19 protein-coding genes and 2 pseudogenes are annotated in these 19066 nt (G+C 68.4%); 10 read left to right on the forward strand and 11 right to left on the reverse strand.

Going from position 1 to position 19066, the window contains the following annotated elements:
• Positions 1-432 precede the first annotated feature (432 nt).
• Complete coding sequence (locus tag ACF1ED_RS22060) at positions 433-825, reverse strand: hypothetical protein (RefSeq protein ID WP_391762902.1); 393 nt, start codon at positions 823-825, stop codon at positions 433-435.
• Positions 826-1252: 427 nt separating this feature from the next.
• Here ACF1ED_RS22060 and ACF1ED_RS22065 point away from each other — a divergent pair, with 427 nt between their 5' ends.
• Positions 1253-2047 (forward strand): TIGR04222 domain-containing membrane protein, encoded by a 795-nt coding sequence (locus ACF1ED_RS22065; RefSeq protein ID WP_391762972.1) that lies wholly within the window; start codon positions 1253-1255, stop codon positions 2045-2047.
• A 538-nt stretch (positions 2048-2585) separates the two neighbouring features.
• Here ACF1ED_RS22065 and ACF1ED_RS22070 read toward each other — a convergent pair.
• Together ACF1ED_RS22070 and ACF1ED_RS22075 are read right to left on the reverse strand one after the other, a co-directional pair.
• Entirely contained in the window at positions 2586-3737 is a 1152-nt protein-coding gene (locus ACF1ED_RS22070) for an ISL3 family transposase (protein WP_391762904.1), read from the reverse strand.
• Between the two features lie 250 nt (positions 3738-3987).
• Positions 3988-4188: pseudogene (locus tag ACF1ED_RS22075) on the reverse strand (ISL3 family transposase); the annotation flags it as partial.
• Between the two features lie 672 nt (positions 4189-4860).
• Here ACF1ED_RS22075 and ACF1ED_RS22080 point away from each other — a divergent pair.
• The 4 genes from ACF1ED_RS22080 (at position 4861) to ACF1ED_RS22095 (ending at position 8603) form a co-directional block, all read left to right on the forward strand.
• Positions 4861-5244, forward strand: coding sequence for a VOC family protein (locus tag ACF1ED_RS22080; protein WP_030229414.1), 384 nt, complete (start codon positions 4861-4863; stop codon positions 5242-5244).
• Entirely contained in the window at positions 5241-6116 is an 876-nt protein-coding gene (locus ACF1ED_RS22085; protein ID WP_391762906.1) for a sigma-70 family RNA polymerase sigma factor, read from the forward strand. Before ACF1ED_RS22080 ends, ACF1ED_RS22085 begins: the two co-directional genes overlap by 4 nt.
• A gap of 115 nt (positions 6117-6231) precedes the next feature.
• On the forward strand, positions 6232-7479 hold the full coding sequence (locus tag ACF1ED_RS22090; protein WP_391762908.1) for a helix-turn-helix domain-containing protein: 1248 nt from the start codon (positions 6232-6234) through the stop codon (positions 7477-7479).
• Positions 7480-7724: 245 nt separating this feature from the next.
• Entirely contained in the window at positions 7725-8603 is an 879-nt protein-coding gene (locus tag ACF1ED_RS22095) for a barstar family protein (protein WP_391762910.1), read from the forward strand.
• Positions 8604-8642: 39 nt separating this feature from the next.
• Here the strand turns inward: ACF1ED_RS22095 and ACF1ED_RS22100 are convergent, their stop codons facing one another.
• Complete coding sequence (locus tag ACF1ED_RS22100) at positions 8643-9131, reverse strand: DUF4265 domain-containing protein (protein WP_391762912.1); 489 nt, start codon at positions 9129-9131, stop codon at positions 8643-8645.
• Positions 9128-9700, reverse strand: a complete 573-nt coding sequence (locus tag ACF1ED_RS22105) for a hypothetical protein (RefSeq protein ID WP_391762914.1) — start codon at positions 9698-9700, stop codon at positions 9128-9130. Before ACF1ED_RS22105 ends, ACF1ED_RS22100 begins: the two co-directional genes overlap by 4 nt.
• A gap of 33 nt (positions 9701-9733) precedes the next feature.
• Here ACF1ED_RS22105 and ACF1ED_RS22110 point away from each other — a divergent pair, with 33 nt between their 5' ends.
• The 3 genes from ACF1ED_RS22110 to ACF1ED_RS22120 all read left to right on the forward strand — a co-directional run bounded on the left by ACF1ED_RS22110 (position 9734) and on the right by ACF1ED_RS22120 (position 12068).
• Positions 9734-10570: a S1 RNA-binding domain-containing protein gene (locus ACF1ED_RS22110; protein WP_391762916.1), complete on the forward strand. Its 837-nt coding sequence runs from the start codon at positions 9734-9736 to the stop codon at positions 10568-10570.
• 309 nt (positions 10571-10879) lie between these two features.
• Positions 10880-11107: a hypothetical protein gene (locus tag ACF1ED_RS22115; protein ID WP_391762918.1), complete on the forward strand. Its 228-nt coding sequence runs from the start codon at positions 10880-10882 to the stop codon at positions 11105-11107.
• Between the two features lie 154 nt (positions 11108-11261).
• Positions 11262-12068 (forward strand): transposase family protein, encoded by an 807-nt coding sequence (locus ACF1ED_RS22120; RefSeq protein WP_391762920.1) that lies wholly within the window; start codon positions 11262-11264, stop codon positions 12066-12068.
• A gap of 217 nt (positions 12069-12285) precedes the next feature.
• Here the strand turns inward: ACF1ED_RS22120 and ACF1ED_RS22125 are convergent, their stop codons facing one another.
• A complete protein-coding gene (locus tag ACF1ED_RS22125; protein ID WP_391762922.1) occupies positions 12286-13284 on the reverse strand; it encodes a methyltransferase domain-containing protein in 999 nt (332 codons plus the stop codon).
• Positions 13285-13420: 136 nt separating this feature from the next.
• Between ACF1ED_RS22125 and ACF1ED_RS22130 the strand changes: the two genes are divergently transcribed.
• Positions 13421-13852: a peptidoglycan-binding protein gene (locus tag ACF1ED_RS22130; protein ID WP_391762924.1), complete on the forward strand. Its 432-nt coding sequence runs from the start codon at positions 13421-13423 to the stop codon at positions 13850-13852.
• Between the two features lie 142 nt (positions 13853-13994).
• Positions 13995-14750, forward strand: a pseudogene (locus ACF1ED_RS22135) (transposase family protein).
• A 58-nt stretch (positions 14751-14808) separates the two neighbouring features.
• Here the strand turns inward: ACF1ED_RS22135 and ACF1ED_RS22140 are convergent.
• The 5 genes from ACF1ED_RS22140 to ACF1ED_RS22160 all read right to left on the reverse strand — a co-directional run.
• Entirely contained in the window at positions 14809-15732 is a 924-nt protein-coding gene (locus tag ACF1ED_RS22140; RefSeq protein WP_391762974.1) for a class I SAM-dependent methyltransferase, read from the reverse strand.
• 8 nt (positions 15733-15740) lie between these two features.
• On the reverse strand, positions 15741-16385 hold the full coding sequence (locus tag ACF1ED_RS22145; protein WP_391762926.1) for a cysteine hydrolase family protein: 645 nt from the start codon (positions 16383-16385) through the stop codon (positions 15741-15743).
• Entirely contained in the window at positions 16382-17515 is a 1134-nt protein-coding gene (locus ACF1ED_RS22150) for an isocitrate/isopropylmalate family dehydrogenase (protein WP_391762928.1), read from the reverse strand. Before ACF1ED_RS22150 ends, ACF1ED_RS22145 begins: the two co-directional genes overlap by 4 nt.
• Positions 17512-18048 carry an EF-hand domain-containing protein gene (locus tag ACF1ED_RS22155; protein WP_391762930.1) on the reverse strand — a complete coding sequence of 179 codons (537 nt, stop codon included), beginning with the start codon at positions 18046-18048 and terminating at the stop codon, positions 17512-17514. The genes ACF1ED_RS22150 and ACF1ED_RS22155 overlap by 4 nt, the downstream gene beginning before the upstream one ends.
• A gap of 427 nt (positions 18049-18475) precedes the next feature.
• On the reverse strand, positions 18476-19066 hold a 591-nt coding region (locus ACF1ED_RS22160; RefSeq protein ID WP_391762932.1), incomplete at its 5' end, for a transposase.

The raw sequence follows: 19066 nt of genomic DNA on the forward strand, positions 1-19066 counted from the left end.
AGCGGCGTTGCACTGGCCGCTTTCGACGCTGCGGCCGCTCCGTGACGTGAGGTCCTCGAGGCCCTGGAGAAGGACGCCCTCGCCGGCGGCTGCGCCGAAGCGCGGGCCTTTGGCGCTGGCCTGGCGGTCGCCGTCGACGAGCTGGTGCGCGGCTGCTCGGGCAGGTGGCTGAATGACAGCAGTCGATCGGCGGGCTGGGCCGTACGCTCACCACGGCAACTGAACGCCGACCGCTACCCGGCTGGTCCATCGCCGCCGGCCGCACCAAGGACATCGGGTGGTGCCAGGCCCGCACTACGCTGCTCGGGACCGTCGCATGCCGCCACCACGCTCACCTGCTTGCCGTCATTGTCGGGCTCGGCGGTGAGCTGGAACTCTCAGCTACCTGTAGGGGGCGCTTCAGGGACGCGACCATCCCAGAGAGCTGCGGGGTCAGCGGCGGCGGCCGCCGCCGATGCGGCGGTCGTCGGCCAGTGCGGTAAGCGGGCCGAACTCGCAGGCAAGCTCGTTCCACGTCAGGACCTCGCCACAGCGGTCCGGGAACTCCTTCGGGTTGAACTCGGGCATGGTCCAGGTGCCAGTGCCCCGATCCCGCAGCCACAGATCCCCGTCACCGTCGACCACGGTCGGCGGAACCGGTACGGGCTCGGCCTGCTCGGTGGGCTCCCAGGTGACCCGGCCCGGATGGGAAGCGCGGCGCAGCTCGGTGGTGGCCAGCCGGGCGGCCAAGTCACGGGTGCACTCTTCGGCGTCCTTGACCGACTCGAGTCGGAACGCGTCGTCAAGTACGGGCAGGGCTGGATTCTTGCTGCGCTTTGAACTCATACGCTGACTACCTCCGGTGGGGAGCGCCACATCCGTAATGGCACCCCGTAGAGCAACACGGTATCCGAGGCGGGAGCCGGATCAGGCTGTGAGCAGGCGCGCCCGTGGCAGCCGGTCATCCCCACGATGGGCATCCGGCGGCAGCAACCTGGTCACTACGCGACAGTCATGATCACTACTGCGGTGCACTCTGAGCAGGGGCCCTCCCCCCTGCTGACGCCCGTCCGATGCCACCGGCGCACCCCTTCACGGAGAAGCCAGCCGCCCCATTGGAAAGGGATCCGCGTATGCGAGGGGAGCCAGCCTGGCCGACGAAATTTCCGGAAGGCTTCGCACCAGGCTGCCGCCCGGGAACCGAACGAGCCGTCCCGGCCTCTCAGCACATGTGACTTCTTGGCTTGCCTTCGGTGGGTACTGCGTCGCGGTGGTGTGGGCGGGATGGTCCGCGTGGCGTGTCCGGGCCGCTGTGGCGAACCCTCCCGTTCCCGAGCGCGAGCTCGACGTCTACGAGCTGGGCTATCTGCGAGGGGGTGAGACCGGAGCGGTGGCGGCCAGCGTGGGCTTGCTGCTCATGCACGAGGCACTCCTGGCCCGCGAGAGGGGCATCGCCGTCAACCGCATCGCCGTCAGAGGCGGTGACATCGTCGCTCCCGAGCCGCTCCCCGACACGCTGCTGAGGCCGCTGGACCGTTCGGTGATGGCCGCGGCACGGGCGTACCAGCAGGCCCCTCGCGGGCGGTGGGACGTCCGGCCCGAGCAGTCGATCCACTCGCTGGCCGAGACGCGTCCCGTCCGGGCGGAGCTGGCGCAGATCCGCGACGCGCTGGACCGGGACGGTTTGCTCGACGGCCCCGCAGCGCGAGCGCGGTTCCGGAGGGGCCTGCTCCCCCTCAAGATTCTGATCGGGGTGGGGGCCGTCGCTGCGTTCACGATCGGGCTGGGCAATCCGATCCCGCTGGTCCTCGCCACGGCGGTCGCCGCGGTGACTGCCGTGGCGTTCACCCCGCCCTCGGTCAAGACCTCGGAGCGCCTGGTCAGGCAGGCAGCCGAGAAGCATCCGGCCTACCGGCCACGGATGAACCCGTCCGGGGACACCGACGATGCCGACGCGTTCGCGCGGGGCATCGCCCTGCACGGAGTATCCGTGCTCCACAGCCGCTATCCGCAGCTTGCCCCGCCCCCACCGACACCTGTTGATCTGTCCCACGCACTCCGACAGTGATCAGGCGATGGTGATGTCTCGTGCATGGACCCGTGCCGGGTCAAGGTGGAGTTCGTACGCGGTGTAGCACTCGCTGATTTCTGTTCCCACTGCAGTGCCGCAAGGGCACCGTCGATTCAGCCCGCCTTGGCCGTGCAGCCCGCAGCAGCCTCCGTGGTCCCCTTCGAGGTCGGGCAGCAGGTCCGGCGCATCGTTGGGATGGAGAACGATCGTATTTCGGGGGCCGGCGGACGTGAGGAACCCGTTTCCGTCGGGATCGGCAACAGCCGGACCTCCGGGAAATACCGCGACGCATTCGTCCGTGGGAAGGAACGGGGCACCCCATGGCTCGGGCTCCAGAGCGTAGAATCCCTGGTTCATGGTGGCCGGGGCCCGGCGGGACCCGTCGGGCCCGATCCGTCCGTCGAACTCAGACCTGACCAGCGTCTCGGACAGCTGCACAGCCCTGGTCAGAGGGCGAGCACAGGCGGCACACACAAAAGTGATCACATGAAGTTCTAGCCCGCCGAACCCGCATCAGCAAGAGTCCGCTTCCGGACTACTGCAGCAGGATCATCTTGCGGAGGAGTTCGAATCCGGCTCGGCCGTAGAGCTGTCTCTTGATCTTCTTGACGCGGTTGACGGCGCCCTCGATGCTGCCCGAGCTCCAGCCCAGGGTGAGGCCGGCGGTCACGGCGTCGAGGTCTCGGAGCAGGTGAAGTGTGAAACCGGTGAGCCGGGGCGGCCGGCTGGCTTCGACGGCGTAGATCCAGGCAGGGAGCGTGGCGCCGAGGCGGCCGGTGAGCATCTCGCCGAAGTCCCGGAGATGTCCGGCCGCCGTGTCCAGTTCTGGGCAGCGGGCCAGGACGCCTTTCAGGCAGGCCCGGTCGTCCTCGCTCAGGATCGTGGGATGCCGGGTGAGCCAGCCGGTCACCTGCCGCACCGTCGGCGGCCGCGGCGGTGCTGCGGAAGGAGCCCCGCGCAAGGTAGCGATGTGGGCTCGGACCACGCCGTAGGTGACCGGGGCGTGCTCGGCGATCAGCTCGCCGTGGAGCCGGGTGACGCTGGTGCATCCCTCCGTAAATCGTCGTTCCAGGTAGGGCTTGTAGGGGTCCAGCCTGCTGGACCGGGGCCTGTTCTCGCGGATGGTGTCCTGCCAGCGTGCGGCGTTCGCGTACCGGAGCACGGTGTTGAGGCCCCGGCCCAGGTGCCGGGCGATCGCCCGGCGTGAGTGGCCCTGGGCGAGCATCTCGTGGACCAGGGCGTGTGCGGCCTTCTTCCGCTCGGCCCGCCGGCCGACCGGCTCCGCGTCGTCCTGCGGCCAATCGGAAGCCGGTTGAGCGTCGCGCGGCAGGAGACCGCTGGGCGAGGGCCCACGCAGACAGTCGCGATGGGCGGCGACGCAGGTCTCCACGGCCCGGCCCAGGCCCTGCCACAAGTGGAACCGGTCGGCTACCTGCACAGCATCGGGAGCACCGCGCCGGGCGCCCTCGGCGTAGGCGCCCGCCCGGTCCCGGCAGATGATCTCCACGCCGGGGTGGCGGTCCAGCCAGGCGGCCAGCGGCCCGGCTTCACGGGTGGGGAGTACATCGACCACCCGATGGTCTTCGATGCTGGTCAAGACGGTGGAGTAGGTCTGGCCGCGACGGATCGCGAAGTCGTCCACGCCCAGCACCCGCGGAGTACTGAACTGCGGATCGGGCAGTGCCATGACCCTGCGTAACAAGGTCATCCGTCCCGCACCGAAGCCCAGCTGGGCAGCCAGCCTCGCCGGCTCGTCCCGCCCGGGCGAGTCCCACCCGTTCCAGGACGCGGTTGAGCCGCGTGGTGAACCGCGCGTGCGGGGCGGTCAGCCGGGAGAACGGCTCGGCGAACGTTCGGCGTCGGCAGCCGGCCGACCCGCAGATGAAGCGCCGGACCGTCAGCCGGATCACGAAGCCCTGCTCAGCGAGTGGAAGGTCCTTCAGCCTGCGCCGGTAACGGTCGTGGACCCGGTCCGAGAAGCCGCCGCAGTCCGGACATGCCGCCCCGGCCGCTCGGCCTTTCGCCATCACCTCGACCGTACCGAACACGGTCGTCACCGCCTCGACCTCCACCTCTTCGCTCCCGTCGAACACCAGCGAATCCCAGAACGGTGCATCGGTCTGCATGACCAGCACCATCACCGTCCACCGCCGACCCGAGCAGCGAACGGAATGCACCTGAGGGGCCGTCACTTCCGGCCGTCAGACGCCAAGGCGTACGCCGTCTCACGCGAGCCAGTCACTCGCAATCGAACACCGAGGTAACGCTCCGCAACGGCTCCCCAAGATCTGTACAGAACCCACGACTCGTGATCAAAGCCAGGCGGCGGTGGAACGGGCACGGGTCAGGTGTGGGAGTGCCGGACGTAGTCGATGCCTTCGGCCATGTGGTGGAGGGCGATCAGGGCGCCGGAGTCGTCGATCCGGTCGCGGAGCTTGTCGAGGCGGGCCCAGGCGGCACGGAGCTGTCCAGCGAGCCAGGCGGTGTCGCTGACGGTGTCCTCGCCAAGGCCGGCCTCGATCGTGGTGAGGCGGTGGGTGTCCTGCTCGCTGGCCGCGAGGTACGCCAGCGCGCGGCGTACTCGCCCTCGGTGAGGAGTTGCTGGGGGCGGCGCAGGAGATCGGCCTCGGGGTCGGCGTCGTACTTCCAGAGCGAGACGAAGCCCGCACGATGCTTGTCAGGCACCAGCGGTGAGGCGTATTCCGTTTCCGCTCCCGCGCACCGGTCTTGTTACCTTCTCCCGTCGGCACTCGTCATGAGAACGACGACCGCACACGAACGGTCGCATCAACGAGTGAATCGAGAGCAGGATGCTGACCAACATCATGTACGTGACGATCTACGTCACCGATCAGGACCGCGCGCTGGAGTTCTACACCGAGGGACTGGGCCTGGAAAAGCGGCTCGACTTCCCGGGACCCGACGGACGGTTCCTCACCGTCGGGGTTCCCGACAGCCCGGTGCAGATCATCCTGTGGTCACATGCGGCGGCCGCGGGGCAGCCGGGGGAAGCGGGCGCCCCCGGTCCGCTGATCCTCGAATCCGACGATCTGCGAAAGGATTTCGAGATCATGCGTCAGCGCGGCGTCGTCTTCGAAGAGTCCGAGCCCGAGGACTATCCGTTCGGGGTCCGCATCGAGGCAGTGGACCCGGACGGCAACCGGGTCTCGCTCCGTCAGCAGCGCAAGCCGTGACCGCCCACCCGTCCGGCCTTGTGACCGAGGCGTTCGAAGCCCAGCGCGATCGGCTGCGCGCCGTCGCGTACCGCGTGCTGGGCTCGCACGCCGACGCCGAGGACGTGGTCCAGGAAGCCTGGATGCGCCTCGTCCGTCAGGACACGGCGACCATCGGCAACCTGGCGGGCTGGCTGACCACGGTGGTCGGCCGAATCAGCCTGGACCTCCTGAGATCCCGCCGAGCCCACCCTGAAATCGCCTACGAGCAGGAGTTCGCGAACCTCGTGGTGATACCCGACGATGACCCCGCGCCGGACGAGCAGGCGGCGCTGGCCGATTCGGTCGGCCTCGCCCTGCTCGTCGTGCTCGACTCGCTTACCCCGAGTGAGCGCCTGGCGTTCGTCCTGCACGACATGTTCGCAGTCTCGTTCCAGGAAATCGGCCGGATCCTGGGCAAGTCCACCGCCGCCACCAAGATGGTCGCCAGCCGCGCCCGCCGCAAGGTCCATGCCACGGACCGACCGGCGGGCTCCGGCCGCGAGCACCGAGAGGCCGTCCAGGCATTCGGCGCCGCCGCCCGCAGCGGCGACTTCGAAGCACTGCTTCGTGTCCTCGACCCCAACGTGGAACTGACCGTCGACACTCCCGACGGCGTGGTCGTCACCCTCGGCGCCACCAAGGTCGCCTCCGGGGCCCGAATGTTCTCCGGCGAGGTCGCCCGCCAGCGGCCCGTGCTGGTCAACGGCATCCCTGGCCACATGTCCTGGCGCCCCGACGGAACCCCTCTCTCCCTCATCGCCTTCACCGTCACCGGAGGCCGGATCATTGGCATCTACATCGTCGTCGACCCGGCCAAACTCGCCTCGATCCAGCTGCCCGTCGAGACTTGAGCCGGTTTCGGGCAACCGCGGTCGGCCGCGCGGGGGTGCGTTCGGACCAGCCGGGCGCCACAGCGGGGGGCCATTAAGGTCTCGCGCTACGACGACACGGCGAGAGGCGGTCACGATGTTCCCGTACGGGATCGGCGCGTTACTGCGCACCATCCGCGAGGCCGCGGGCCTGACCCGCGAGGAGCAGGCCCGGCGGATGGAGGCGGCACTGGGCGGTCGGTGCTTCGACCCGGAGAACCTCAAGCGGTGGGAGACGGAGCGGCGCCTGCCGGCGGCCTTCTGGCACGAGACCATCGCCGACGCCTATGGCATCGCGCCGGTGGACGTGCGCCAGGCGGTGGCCGCTTCCCGGCGGCACCGGCGAGAGCGGAGCAAGGAGGAAACGGACGTGGACAGGCCGCGGTTCATCGGAGCGGTGGCGACGACGGCGGGGCTGTCGGTTCTCCCCGGTATCGCGCAGGCCAGACAGGGCATCGACGGCGGACTGGCAGGCGACGGGAGCGGGGATCTGGAGTACCTGTCGGCGGCGTTCGAGCGGCACCGGGGCGGCTACCACGGCCGCGCACCGGGGCTGGTCCTGGGCGAGATGCGCCAGGACCTCGATCTGCTGGGCGAGGTCCTGAACCGGCCGCATACCGCACGGGACCGGACGGAGCTTGCCCGCACAGCGGCCGGGATCGCCGGACTCGTCGCCATCGTCCAGCACGGCCGGAGCGACCAGGTCGACGCGCACCGCTGGTTCTCCACCGCCACCCGGGCCGCACGCGAGTCGAGCGACCGCCGGATGACGGCCTGGGGCCTGACCCGGCACGCCATGGTCCCGCTCAACTACGGCGCCGCCGGGCAGGCCGCCCGCCTCGCCTCGCTCGCCCGCCGCGAAGCCGGCGCCGTCCCCAGCGCGGCGGCCGCGCTGGCCACCGCGGTCTCGGCCCGCGCGCTCGCCGCCCTCGGCGACACCGAGGGCGCCCGGCAGGCCGTGAACGACGTCCGCGACCTGGCCGAGGCCCTGGACGGCCCCGACACCGCGGACACCTGGTTCGGCTACCCCCGGCAGAAACATCACGTCCACCTGTCGCAGGCCTATGTCCTCCTCGGCGACACGCGCTCCGCGTACGGGGCACAGGATTCAGCCCTCGCCCTGACGACGTCCCCGTCCGTGATGACCCGGGCCCTGCTCGTGCTGGACACCGCCGCTTGCCTGAACACCGACGGCGACCCGGCCGGAGCCGCCTCGATGGCGGCCGCCGTCCTGGACCGGCTCCCCGCCGGCTACCGGCAGGGACTCGTCCGGTCCCGGGCTGAGGACCTCCACCGGCGGCTCGCCGGTGGACCCCGCGACCACTTGGGCCAGGCTCTGGCGTAGCCGCGTGGCCTGAGGAGGCAAGGAACCGCTGCTCCTGTCGGTCCATCAGAACCTGCGCGCGGTCTCAGGGACCCGTACGGTCTCTGGAGGAGCGGCGCACAGTGCCAGCCTACCGACCACGTGCAGCAGCCGCTCCACGTCATAGGGCACGGCTGTCACAGCCGCGGCGACGACCGCATGTGATCGCCTCGCGCTCACGCCCCTCCGACCGACGACAGCACCCGTTCGCACCGTAGGGTCGGAACATGCCGACCGAAGACATCCCGGGGCCCACCGCCAAGCACTGGCAGGACTGCACGGACGTGTACGACTTCCTGGACCAGATCCGTCTCCGGCCCGGCATGTGGCTGCCCGGCGGCTCGCTCCAGCACCTGCAGTCCATGCTCACCGGCTACCGGGTCGCACTCGGCGTGCACGGCGTCGACGAACCCTGGGCTTTCTGGCCTGAGGACGACTTCAGCCGCTGGCTCCGTGAGTATCACGGTATCCACAGCTCTCTGACCTGGGCAGCCGAGATTGAGCGCAACACCCCCGACGGCTCAACTCCCGTCGAGGAGTTCTTCCGTCTCCTCGACGCCTACCGGAGCGACGCGGCGCAGAATCCGGCGCCAACCGCCACCACTCGGCTTCCGGGCATCGAGTACATGATCAACACCTTCGTCACCCTCTTCTGGCGCAAGCGTCTCCTCACACAGGCGACCGAACGTCTCGAAGAGCGCGGCTTCCGCGTGATCCGGCTGGGAGCCGGCCAATGGAACACGGAGCGAGACATGCACCGTGCCGTAGCCGCGGCCCTGGACTTCCCCGACTACTACGGGCACAACCTGGACGCGCTCAACGACTGCCTAGGCGACGTGGCCTGCTACGGCGGCTACGACAATGCTCCCGAGGGCGCCGGACTGGTCCTCGTCTTCACTGACTATGACCGGTTCGCGGCGACCTGCCCCAGGGCGGCGCAGGTCGCCCTGGACATCATCGCCGACCAGGCCCGCCAAGCAGCCGTACTACAACGACGCTTCTTCAGCCTGGTCCACAGCAACGACGCCAACATCAAGTTCGAACCTGTCGGTGCCATGCCCGTCACGTGGAACAGCGAGGAGTGGCTCGACGCGAACCGTCACTGAGGCCAAGCATCGGAGTGCAAGCGCCCGCTGCGGCAGTCATCACCCCGTCGCCGTAGCCCTCCAAGCAGCAGTGACGCACCCTTCTTCCCAGTGCCACCACTCCTTCGCCTCACCGTGCTCCAGGAGCTTGCGGATCCGCAGCAGGTCCGCCTGCGGCGGGACATCGAGTGCCACCATCCCGTACCGCTCGATACCCTCGCCCGTCGTGCCGAGCTTGTGGAAGATCTCCAGGACGCTTTGCCTAGCAGCAGCTGATCCGCTGTCCTTCAACACGATCAGCCGGATCGTGCAGTTCTCCGAGGCTCGGACCGTCTCTCCTGCCCAGAGGAGACCTTCGCTGTCGAGCTCCACCTTGATGATGTCCCCGCTGGCAACTCCACGTACGAACCACGGCGTGTTATCCAACCGCACCGTGCCGTCGCCGAGATCCACCGCCCACAGACTCTCGACGCTGGCCGGCGGCCAGCCGTCCTCGTCTATGTCTATTCGGAAGTGGACCTTCACGTGGTCGTCACTGATGCTCGTCACCGCACCATTTTCCTTGCTGCACCGCAGGTGCCCCGCTCCTGCTCCCGAGGGGGAAGGCTCGCCTGGGATCTCCAGAACTCAGGGTCCCGTGGTCCGGCGAGCCACTGGATGAGCCGATCTGCTGCAGTCTCGAAAGCGTCAGCCAGCGAAGTTGTTCCGACGACAGTCCGTTCGACGGGGTCGATGTGGTGAGCGTTGTGGTCCGCCTCGCACCAGCAGGCCACGTTGATGGCCGACCAGACACTGAGAAGGCCTTTCTCGGTCCACTCCACGTCGAGTGAGACCTCGACCCAGTCACCGCCTTCGTCGTAGAGTGAGACCTCAGCCAACAGGATCTCCAGGGTGCCGGCCTTGGCCCGTCCCGGGAACGTGACGTGCTGCGGGAACCACTGCCAGACCTGGGGCTTTCCCGATACCTGGACACCATCGATCTCATGCGCCGAACGCCGAATGCGGTCGAGATCGGCGACGCCGGTGTCTGGGAAGAGGACCTCCAGGGGCACGGCATCGAAGGTCCCGCTTGGCGTGTTCATGGGGCTGAGCATGAGGAACATCAGCTTCAGGGGCAAGGCCCAAAGCGGCCCTGACCTAGAGTCGTGGCCGTGACCGAACCCCTGCCGAGCGAGACCCTGAAGGACTTCCTGAACACCATACGAGCCGGCGAAGTCCGTACCGGCCGCGTCATCAGCGTCGAGGACCGGGAGGTGCTCGTCGAACTGGACGGGTTCCCCGGCCCCGGCAAAGCGGTGGGGTGTATCCCCCATGGTGATCTGACCCGTAAGGCGACCGGGCATCCATCCGAAGCTGTGAGCATCGGGCAGCAGCTCACCTTCGAAGTGATAGCGGTCGACTGGCAGCAGGAGCGCGTCTGGGCCTCCGCTTCAGCGTGCGAGGACCCGACTCTGCGAGCATTCCTTCTCGGCCTTCGACGCGGCGCAACACACCAAGGCCAGGTGCAGAGCGTCCACAACTTCGGTGTGTTCGTGAACCTCGACGGCGAACCGGTCGATCAGTGCACCGGTTTCATCAGGGGCCCCGAACTGAGCTGGCGGTGGATCGACCATCCCGCAGACGCCGTCACGGCGGGCCAGCGGGTCGTAGGCGAGATCATCGACGTAGACACCCGGCGTGGACAGGTTCAGCTGTCACTGAAGGCTCTCCAAGAGGACCCGCTCCTTCCCTTCGCGGACCAAGCAGGCCTTGTCACCACCGGCCAGGTCACCAAGCTGATCCCGTTCGGAGCCTTCGTCCGTATCGCCGACGGCATCGAGGGCCTTGTACATAACACCGAGTTCCGAGACGAGCCCGTCGAGCACCCCGACCAGATCGTGAGCGAGGGCGAAGAGATCACCGTACGGATCGTCGAGGTCGACCTCGTGCGCCGTCGCCTCACCTTGTCCGCCAGAAATCTGCCGCAGAACGGGAAACGATCTACCTGAGGACGGGAAGCGATCTCCAGGTGCCCTGTACCGCACCAGGTCACCCCTACTCGTGAACACCCCGGCCTGGCACCCTCCGGCACCCGGCCACCGCAGTGCTGCCCTCATGAACGGCCTCGGGCAACATCGGTACACCGGCGGCCCGGGGAGGAGTACCGGGAGCCCACCGCGCAGGAGTGGCAGGACTTCCTGGCCCACTTCGAACTGCGGAAGGTCGCCCTCGGCATCTGCGCACGGGACTTCGGGACTCCCTGCGTCCACGAGCACGACTGCATCCGCTGCCCTGTCCTACGGCCCGATCCCGAGCAGATGCCCCGCCTGGAGGAGATCCACGCGAACCTGCTCGACCGGCTCCGGGAGGCCAAGGAGCAGGGATGGCTCGGCGAGGTCGCCGCGCTCGAAGCCAGCCTTACCGCCGCCGAGCAGAAACTCGCCGCCATGCGCGACATCGTGGTCCGGCACAACACCGTTCACCTCGGCATGCCCGACTTCCGCACCAGCGCCGGTCGATTCACCGCAAGCCCCGGCAGCGACTGACAGGCATCGGCCCCGGGCCGCCTCGCACCTGGTCGCCCACGAGATGGGCTCAGCTGCGAGGCGGCAGGACCTCGATAACCATGGCAGTGAGCCTTTTCCAACCTGGTTCTGGTGTCCGGCTGTTGGGCTGACAACGTGGTGAAGCCCCTGGTAGATGGGTTTTCGACCAAGAGAACCGGATCCACAAGAAGCTTCACGTGCTTGTCTACCGTCGGGCGTCGACGTGTCCAGCTCCGCCCTTCGCTTCCTCACGCAGCAGCTGCGGCGCCACCGCCGCGCGATCGGCTCCCGGTGGAGGCGCCTGAGCGCCGGCCGCCAAGCCCTGCTCACTCTCGCCCATCTGCGCGTGGGACACACCTATGTCCAGCTCGGAGCCGGGTTCGGCATCGGCACCACGACGGCCTACCGCTACGTCACCGAAGCGGTCGAGCTCCTGGCCGCTCTCGCTCCCGGCCTGACCGACGTGGTGCGAACCGCGTCGGCGAAGGCGTACCTGATCCTGGACGGCACCCTTCTGCCCATCGACCGCATCGCAGCGGACCGGCCGTTCTACTCCGGCAAACACAAGAAGCACGGGATGAACGTGCAGGTCCTCACCGACCCCTTCGGCCGGCTGCTATGGGCCTCAGCGGCCCTGCCCGGCGCCGTCCACGACACCCGCGCGGCTCGCGAACACGGCATCATCTACGCCCTCGCCGAGGCAGACATCCCATGCTGGGCCGACAAGGCATACCGAGGCGCCGACGGCACCGTCCGCACCCCGTGCTGGGGACGATGGGACACCCTCTCCGCAGGCCAGCAGGCGGTCAACCGGTCCCACGCAAAGATCCGGGCCCTCTTCGAGAAGGCCGTCGCCACCCTCAAGTCCTGGCGGCTCCTCCGCAAACTCCGCTGCTCGACCACCCGGATCACCAGCATCGTCCAAGCCGTCCTCACCCTTCATCTGAACAGCTCACAGTGAGGTTGGAAAAGGCTCATGGCGTACACCGATGTGGTGACCAGGCAGATTTCGTTCGCCCGTACCTACCAGCGCGTCGCCCTCCTCCTTTCCGATCTTGAGAGCGAACAGGCGGCGTCAGAGGACTGTACTCCGGTGTCACCCCCGTGGGCCGCTCCGCGCCGCGGGCCGGCCTGCCCGGTCGTGCGCCGCAGGAGCGGCGGGGCAGGCCGACGGTGTTTCAAGCGGCCGGACGGCTACGGCCTGGTGGCGATGACGGCTTCGATGGGGACGGTGCTGGCGAAGGTGCCGGTCGGGCTGAACGCGGTGAGTTCGCGGCGTAGACGCTCGTCGAAGGCGGCCTGCCGGGTGCCGAAGACGGCGGGGCTGGAATAGGAGAAGGAGTACTGCAGGCCGACGAGCTCGTCCAGGGCGCGGGTGAAGGTCTGGTCCCAGCGGGCGGTCTCGATGTGGGAGAACGCGGAGCGGGTGAGGGCGTCGTCCCGGCCTTCGGCGGGGTGGGCGACGGGCCCATACTCCTGACGGTAGTCGGGGCCGATGACGTCGGTGCAGACGCTCTCGATGATGTCGAGCCACTCCGGCCCGGGCGTGCTGGTCGGGGGCCGGTGGAGACGAGGGCGATCCCGCCTCCGGGACGGATGAGGGTGTCGAGGTCGGCCAGGAGGCGGTCCTGGTTCATCCACTGGAAGGACTTGCCCATCGTGCACAGGTCAAGCGGGGGCAGGCCCATGCCGGTGAGACCGGCGGCGTCGTTGCACGCCCAGGTGATGTTCCCGGCGCCGTGCGAGGCCGCGGCCTTACGGCCCTCGCGGATCATCGCCGGTTCGATGTCGACGGCGTGGACGTGGCCAGCCAGTGAGGCGAGGGGGAGGGTTATGGTGCCCGGTCCGCAGCCGAGGTCGAGGGCCGTCTGGGTCCCGTCGAGGCCGAAGCGGTCGATGAGGAAGGTGAAGAACTCCTCGGGGTAATGGGGGCGGAAGGCGGCGTAGTGGTGTGCGGCAGAGGCGAAGGTCGTCACGAGGTGCTCCTTCGGTCGGGGCCGGTGGCGATGAGGACTTCGGTGTGGATCACCTCGGCACAGCTCCACCACCGAGTCACCCTCGACATCATCGGCTGAACATTCCGGTCGGACCTGGCGTTCTATTCGAGATTTCGAACGAATCTCCCGCCGCCTGCCTGTCAAGAGTGGCGTTTTCGTCAATGACTGACAGGAAAGCACCGAAGGGGGCGGTGGTAGCCTACTTTCGACCTAGGCTTCCCCCGCAAGGGGCCACTATGGGGATGGTTCAAACAGACCTGCCGAAATCACCGCCCGGACCGTCTACTCCCAAATTCCGTACAGGAAGAGGCAGAACGTGCAATTTCGATCGAAGATTGCCATGACCGTCGGGGCCGCTGCACTCAGCCTGTCAGGCGCTTCGGCTGTTCCCGCAGCAGCCACCGACGTCAGCGTCCAGGCATTCTCGTGCAATGTCACGTACACAAGAGAAGGGACCGACGACAGTAAGTACTACGCCGGTTACTACAGCGGGGAGACCATCCAGCCATCCTCCACGTCCGTAACTGCAGCGGGCAAGGAAGCCCAGTGCATTCTCAAGTACAAGGGCTACAACCCGGGCACGATCGACGGCGTCTTCGGAAGTAATTCGCAGACGGCCGCGAAGAATTTCCAGGCAAGCGTCAACAGGCTGTGCAAAAGGCAGGTCCTGGCCGTTGACGGCAAGATCGGTCCCGCAACTTGGCCCTATCTGCGGCAAGTTTACGTCTGCTGGGACGAAAACAACTGAACGTTTTCAATTTCACACCTGAGGGACTGAGCTCTTTCCAAGCTGGCGGTGATGACCGCGAGTTGGACGGGCCTGCGTAACGGCGAAGCTCCTGGTAGACGGGTTCTCGACCAAGATCACCCGTGTCTGCCGGGAGCTTCGCGTGCTTGCCTACCCGTCGGCGATTGATCTGTCCAGCCGCACTCTGCTGTTCCTGACCGGGCGACTGAAGGCCAGGCGGCAGGAGATCGGTACGCGTTGGCGGCGCCTTCCCGCCTCGCGACAGGCCCTGCTCGCCCTGGCTCGCCTGCGATGCGGTGACACCTATGCCCAGCTGGCCGCCGGGTTCGGCGTCGGGATCGCGACCGTCTACCGCTCCATACGCGAAGCCGTCGAGGCCATGGCAAGCCTTGTCCCGTCCCTGGCCGAGGCGATGCGGACGATCCAGGAGAAGGCGTTCGTCATCCTCGACGGCACCCTGCCGCCGATCGACCGCATCGCCGCCGACACCCCCTCCTACTCCGGGAAGCACAAGCGCCACGGCATGAACGTGCAGGTCCTCACCGATCCGTTCGGACGGCTGCTCTAGGTCTCGCCGGCTCTGCCCGGCTCGATTCACGACCTGACCACCGCGCAACACCACGGGATCGCCGAAGCCCTCACCGAAGCAGGCCTCAGGTGCTGGGCGGACAAGGCCTACCAAGGCGCCGGCAACCCCGTCCGCGTACCGTTTCGGGGCCGGCTCCTCAAGCAGTGGAAGCGCCGCCACAACACCACCCACGCCAATATCCGCTGCCTCGGCGAGCAGGCCATGGCCACCCTCAAAGGGTGGCGCCTCCTACGGAACCTCCGCCGCGGCACCACCCGCATCACAGCGATCGTCCAGGCCGGCCTCGTCCTTCACCACGCGACAGCGTGAGGTTGGAAAAGGCTCACTTCCCTGCGGTCAGGATGCTGAGCTGGTAGGCACTTGATCGCTAGGTCCTGGCCGCCGAAGCTCCGGCGATCGACGTGCTCCGCCTTTGCCCCCCGCAGTGCCACCCGAGGGCCGAGGCGAAGACCCAGCGGTTGGCCGCCAGGGCGTCGTTCGGCTCTGGGCGGGGACCGCGGCCGTGCAGGGCGGTGAAGTCGTACGGGGTGTGGAGGGCCACCGTCCAGCCCCGTTGGGCGAGGACGCCCGCCGAGTCGGGGCGTGGCTCGCTGTCGAACAGGGCGAGCAGATCGATGCCGATCCGCTGCCTCGCTGCGGTGTAGACCGGGCTGGCCCGCACCTGCGGTGACTCGGCGATGTCCTTGATCTCATACGCCAGGGAACTACCCGTCGGGCTCAGCCGGTTGATCGTGGCAATGAGGTGGCGTTCGGCCGCCGCCGGGAGGTAGAGCAGCAGGCCCTCGGCGAGCCATGCGGTGGGTGCTGCGGGGTCGAAGCCCGCGGCCAGCAGTGCCTCACCCCAGTCGAGCCGGAGGTCGGCCGCAAGGATCTGGCGCCGGGCCGTGGGGGTGGCCCCGGTCCGGTCGAGCACCGCCTGTTTGAACGCCAGCACCTCGGCGGTGTCCACTTCGTGGACCACGCAGCCCGGCGGCCAGTCGAGCCGGAACGCCCGGCAGTCCAGGCCCGCTCCCAGCAGCACCACCTGCCGGACGCCCCGGCGCGCCGAGCGGAGCAGGTGGTCGTCCAGGACACGGGTGCGCAGGCCGAAGTACCGGGCGAGCCGGCCCCACAGCGGGTCGGCCTCACCGGCGGGCACCTGATCCGGGCGGACCGGCCAGCCGGCCGAGGCGGGTGCCGCGCGCACGAAGTGCTCGGCGAACGGGTCCCGGGCCAGGGCATCGGGGCGGTGGCTCTCGATGGCACGGGCCGCGGCCACCAGGAGGGCGGTGCGGCCCACGCCCTCGGCCACACCGGCGTTCAATCCGGCGGAAGGACGCACGACTCCTCCTCGGCTCGCAGCATGGGTGCGGTCCATGCCTGCGGGTCGTCCGCGGTGATGGTCCGGGCGCCGTAGACGGCGCGCATGAACCGCAGCACAGCGTCGTACGGCAGGTGCAGCGCGGTGGTGCAGTCCGTCAGGACAGTCACGTGGAAGCCCTTCTGGAACGCCGTGCGGGCGGTGGAGTCCACGCACACGTCCGCGTACAGTCCGGCGAAGACCAGGTGGTCCACACCCCGCGCGGCGAGGTACTCCTCAAAGCCTTCAGCCAGGAAGGCGTCGAAGCAAGCACGTTTGGTGAAGACCCGCTCGCCCGGGGCCGGGGCGACGGCGTGGAACTCCGCGCCCCATGAGCCCTCCAGGCACTTGGGCTGCTTCCCGAGTGCTCGGTCCCGCAGCCGCCAGCTGGCCCCCTGAAACTCTGGGTCGCCGACGAACCGTACGTAGAGCACCTCCACTCCGCGCTCGCGGGCCCTGGCCACCGCGCGGACACAGCCGGCGACAGATGCGTCCAGGACGGCGGGGTCCTTGCCGAAGCGGGCCAGGGCCGTCGGGCCGGTGCAGAAGTCGTTCTGCAGGTCCACGACGACCAGGGCCGTCCCGTCCGGTTCCCCACTGGTCATGACCCGCCGACCAGGGCGGCGTCCTTCGGCGCCCCCTCGGCGTCGGGCGCCTCGAGCACGTCGAGCAGGGCGTCGACCACGGCGGCGGTGGAGTGCCGCCCGCCGAGGTCCGAGGTGCGCACGCCCCGCTCGTCCAGAGTTCGCAGGGCCTGCTCAGTGGCGCGTACCGCTCCGGGGCATCCGGCGTGGCGTTCCGCGACGAGCGCCGCCGCGCGAATCGTCGCCACCGGGTTGACCCGGTCCTGCCCCGCAAGGTCGTCGGCCGAACCGTGCACCGTCTGGTACTCGACCAGGCCGGCCAGCCCGGGGTCGAGGCAGACGTTCTCGGTACAGCGGTTCTCCTGCCGATCGGAGCCGAACCGGTCGAGCAGCATGACGTGCATGATGTCGGCCCACTCGTTCCCGGCGACGATCAGGGTGCGGTCGGGCAGGCCGTGCGTGAGCAGGTTGCGGTTGACCGTGTCCGGCTGGAAGAGGTCGATGCGGATGCCGAGCCGGTCCGCGAGTTCGGACACCCAGGCGTCGAGGGCGCCGTCCAACAGATGGAACTTGTAGGCCATGACGATGCGGTCGAGCTGTCCGTCCGGCCACTCGTGCTGGGCTCGCCGCAGGGCGTAGGTGACCACGGCCTCGGTGATCTCCTGGCTGAAGGTCATGGTGCGGGTGACCTCGCCGGGCGTGTGCCGGTTGTCCCCGGTGTAGAAACCCTGGGCCTGATCCCGCACCAGCAGCAGGGAGCGCCCGGCGTCGGCGAGGAGGTCGACCTTCACAGCGCGAAGCCGTTGCCGGACGAGGTACAGGGACTGGGCGTTGATAGCGGTGCGGAAGATCGCCGCAGTGCCTTGCCCGGCCACGGTGCGGCAGAACCGCTCGTAATGGTCCGCGTCCTGCGCGGTCAGCGCACGGATCCTGTGCACGTCCCGTTCGGCGCGGAGCGAAACGTATGAGTGGTAGAGGCGGGGGGAACGCTCGATCGCCAGGCCGTGCGGATGCCTTGCGGTCAGCGCGCCGAGCACTCGCTCGAAGACGTCCGCGAGCTCCGGGCCGGTACCCCGCCCGACCGCCAGACCGATGACGGGCTTCGCGTTACGTAATGGGGCTCCCAGTCCGGGAACTTGGGTGCGGGTCATCGTGCCGTTCCCGCGGTGAGGCGGTCGCCGGGGATGCCTGCCTTCTCCGGGCTGTAGTAGTCCCGAATGCCGTCCGCCCAGGTGCTCACGGGGATACGGTCGCCGTCGACCGGCACGAAGGCGTCGAACAGGGCGTCAATGTTGGGACGCTGGAAGCCGATGGCCGTCATCAGGGCAGTGAAGTGCGGACGCTCGACGAAGCCGTCGCCATCCGGGTCGCCCATGGCCACCAAGGCTTCCGCGAACTCGTCGACCGTGGCGTCGAACCGCAGGGGGTCGAGCACGATCGCGGTGAACTCCTCGGGACTGATCCGACCGTCGCCGTTGGCGTCCAGCTCGCGGACGAGCGTCTCCCAGTAGCGGCGGAAGGCGTCGAGCATCCTGCTCTTCGCCTTGTCGCCGGCCTCGGGCACCGCCGCGACAACCCGCTTGCCCATCAGATCGAAGTCCGCCGACTCCAAAACGCCGTTCCCGTCGGCGTCGAACAGTGAGAAGACGAGCTCGACGCGGTCGTTCGCCTGGGTGGTGGGCATGGTGTGTCACCTCTGCTGTAGCGCTGTTCGGTCGGGACGCCGCCGGCACCCAGGCCGGCGGTGCAACCACTATCGGCTCGCCACCGAGGCCTTGGCGGAGAAAGCCGGGCACGTCCACACGAAAGAAGGAGATCGCTGCTTGGCGCATAAAGCGGCACGCCCCTGGAAAGCGCCGCCGTCCAGGAGCGCCGCAGGCGTTCTGGTGGTCGCGGCGCTGAACGTGCCAGCCACTGATCTAACGCCCACACCAGACGAACAAGCAGATACGGCGAGGCGTCCACAAGACTGTCCAGGCCCTGGATCAGGAGATCCGGACCTGGATCGCCGCCTGGAACACCGACCTCAAACTCTACATCTGGACCAAGTCCGCGGACGAGATCCTCGAACGCCCCGCCTCATATCTGAACAGAATTCCTGACTCAGAAGACTACTGATCTTTTCGTTGGTTCTGTGGGGCTGGTGGGTGGAGGGTGAGGCCGGTGTGGGCGAGGAAGGGCCAGGGCAGTTGGGGGTTGGTGTTGATGCGGTGGGTCCCTTGTTCGGTGGTGTCGGTGACATCGGCGAGGTGGTCGTCGGCGAGGTTGGCGAGTTCGCGTTTCTTCAGTGAGGACCACAGCAGTTCCACCGGGTTGAGCTCGGGTGCGTAGGCCGGTAATCGCTCGGGGGTGAGCCAGTCCTGTTCGGCGATCCGGGCCCGTATCGCCCGGCTCCAGTGAGCGGACAGTCCGTCCCGGACCAGCACCACCCGTTCATCGTGGTGGAACGCCTTCATTTGCTCCAGGACCTCGATGAGTCCGGCGGTGTCGTAGCTGCCGGGCTTGAGGTGGAAGCACAGCCGAGGGCCTCGGTCGGGGTCGGCGGCGTGGTAGCCGAGGGCGCCGGCCATCGAGGCGCGTTTCCAGTTCAGCCGGTGCCGCAGGAGAGGGGTGCGGCCGCGGGGCGCGTAGGTGCGGCGGACCTGCGGCAGCAGCGACACTCCTGATTCGTCGAGGAACACGATCCAGGCACGTGTGTTCAC

Source organism: Streptomyces sp. NPDC014656, assembly GCF_043084305.1.
Taxonomy (GTDB): domain Bacteria; phylum Actinomycetota; class Actinomycetes; order Streptomycetales; family Streptomycetaceae; genus Streptomyces.

Coding starts and splice junctions, on each gene's coding strand:
- ACF1ED_RS22060 (WP_391762902.1), bottom strand. CDS start 825: ATGAGTTCAAAGCGCAGCAAGAATCCAGCCCTGCCCGTACTTGACGAC.
- ACF1ED_RS22070 (WP_391762904.1), bottom strand. CDS start 3,737: ATGGCACTGCCCGATCCGCAGTTCAGTACTCCGCGGGTGCTGGGCGTG.
- ACF1ED_RS22080 (WP_030229414.1), top strand. CDS start 4,861: ATGCTGACCAACATCATGTACGTGACGATCTACGTCACCGATCAGGAC.
- ACF1ED_RS22090 (WP_391762908.1), top strand. CDS start 6,232: ATGTTCCCGTACGGGATCGGCGCGTTACTGCGCACCATCCGCGAGGCC.
- ACF1ED_RS22095 (WP_391762910.1), top strand. CDS start 7,725: ATGCCGACCGAAGACATCCCGGGGCCCACCGCCAAGCACTGGCAGGAC.
- ACF1ED_RS22115 (WP_391762918.1), top strand. CDS start 10,880: ATGCCCCGCCTGGAGGAGATCCACGCGAACCTGCTCGACCGGCTCCGG.
- ACF1ED_RS22120 (WP_391762920.1), top strand. CDS start 11,262: ATGGGTTTTCGACCAAGAGAACCGGATCCACAAGAAGCTTCACGTGCT.
- ACF1ED_RS22145 (WP_391762926.1), bottom strand. CDS start 16,385: ATGACCAGTGGGGAACCGGACGGGACGGCCCTGGTCGTCGTGGACCTG.
- ACF1ED_RS22150 (WP_391762928.1), bottom strand. CDS start 17,515: ATGACCCGCACCCAAGTTCCCGGACTGGGAGCCCCATTACGTAACGCG.
- ACF1ED_RS22155 (WP_391762930.1), bottom strand. CDS start 18,048: ATGCCCACCACCCAGGCGAACGACCGCGTCGAGCTCGTCTTCTCACTG.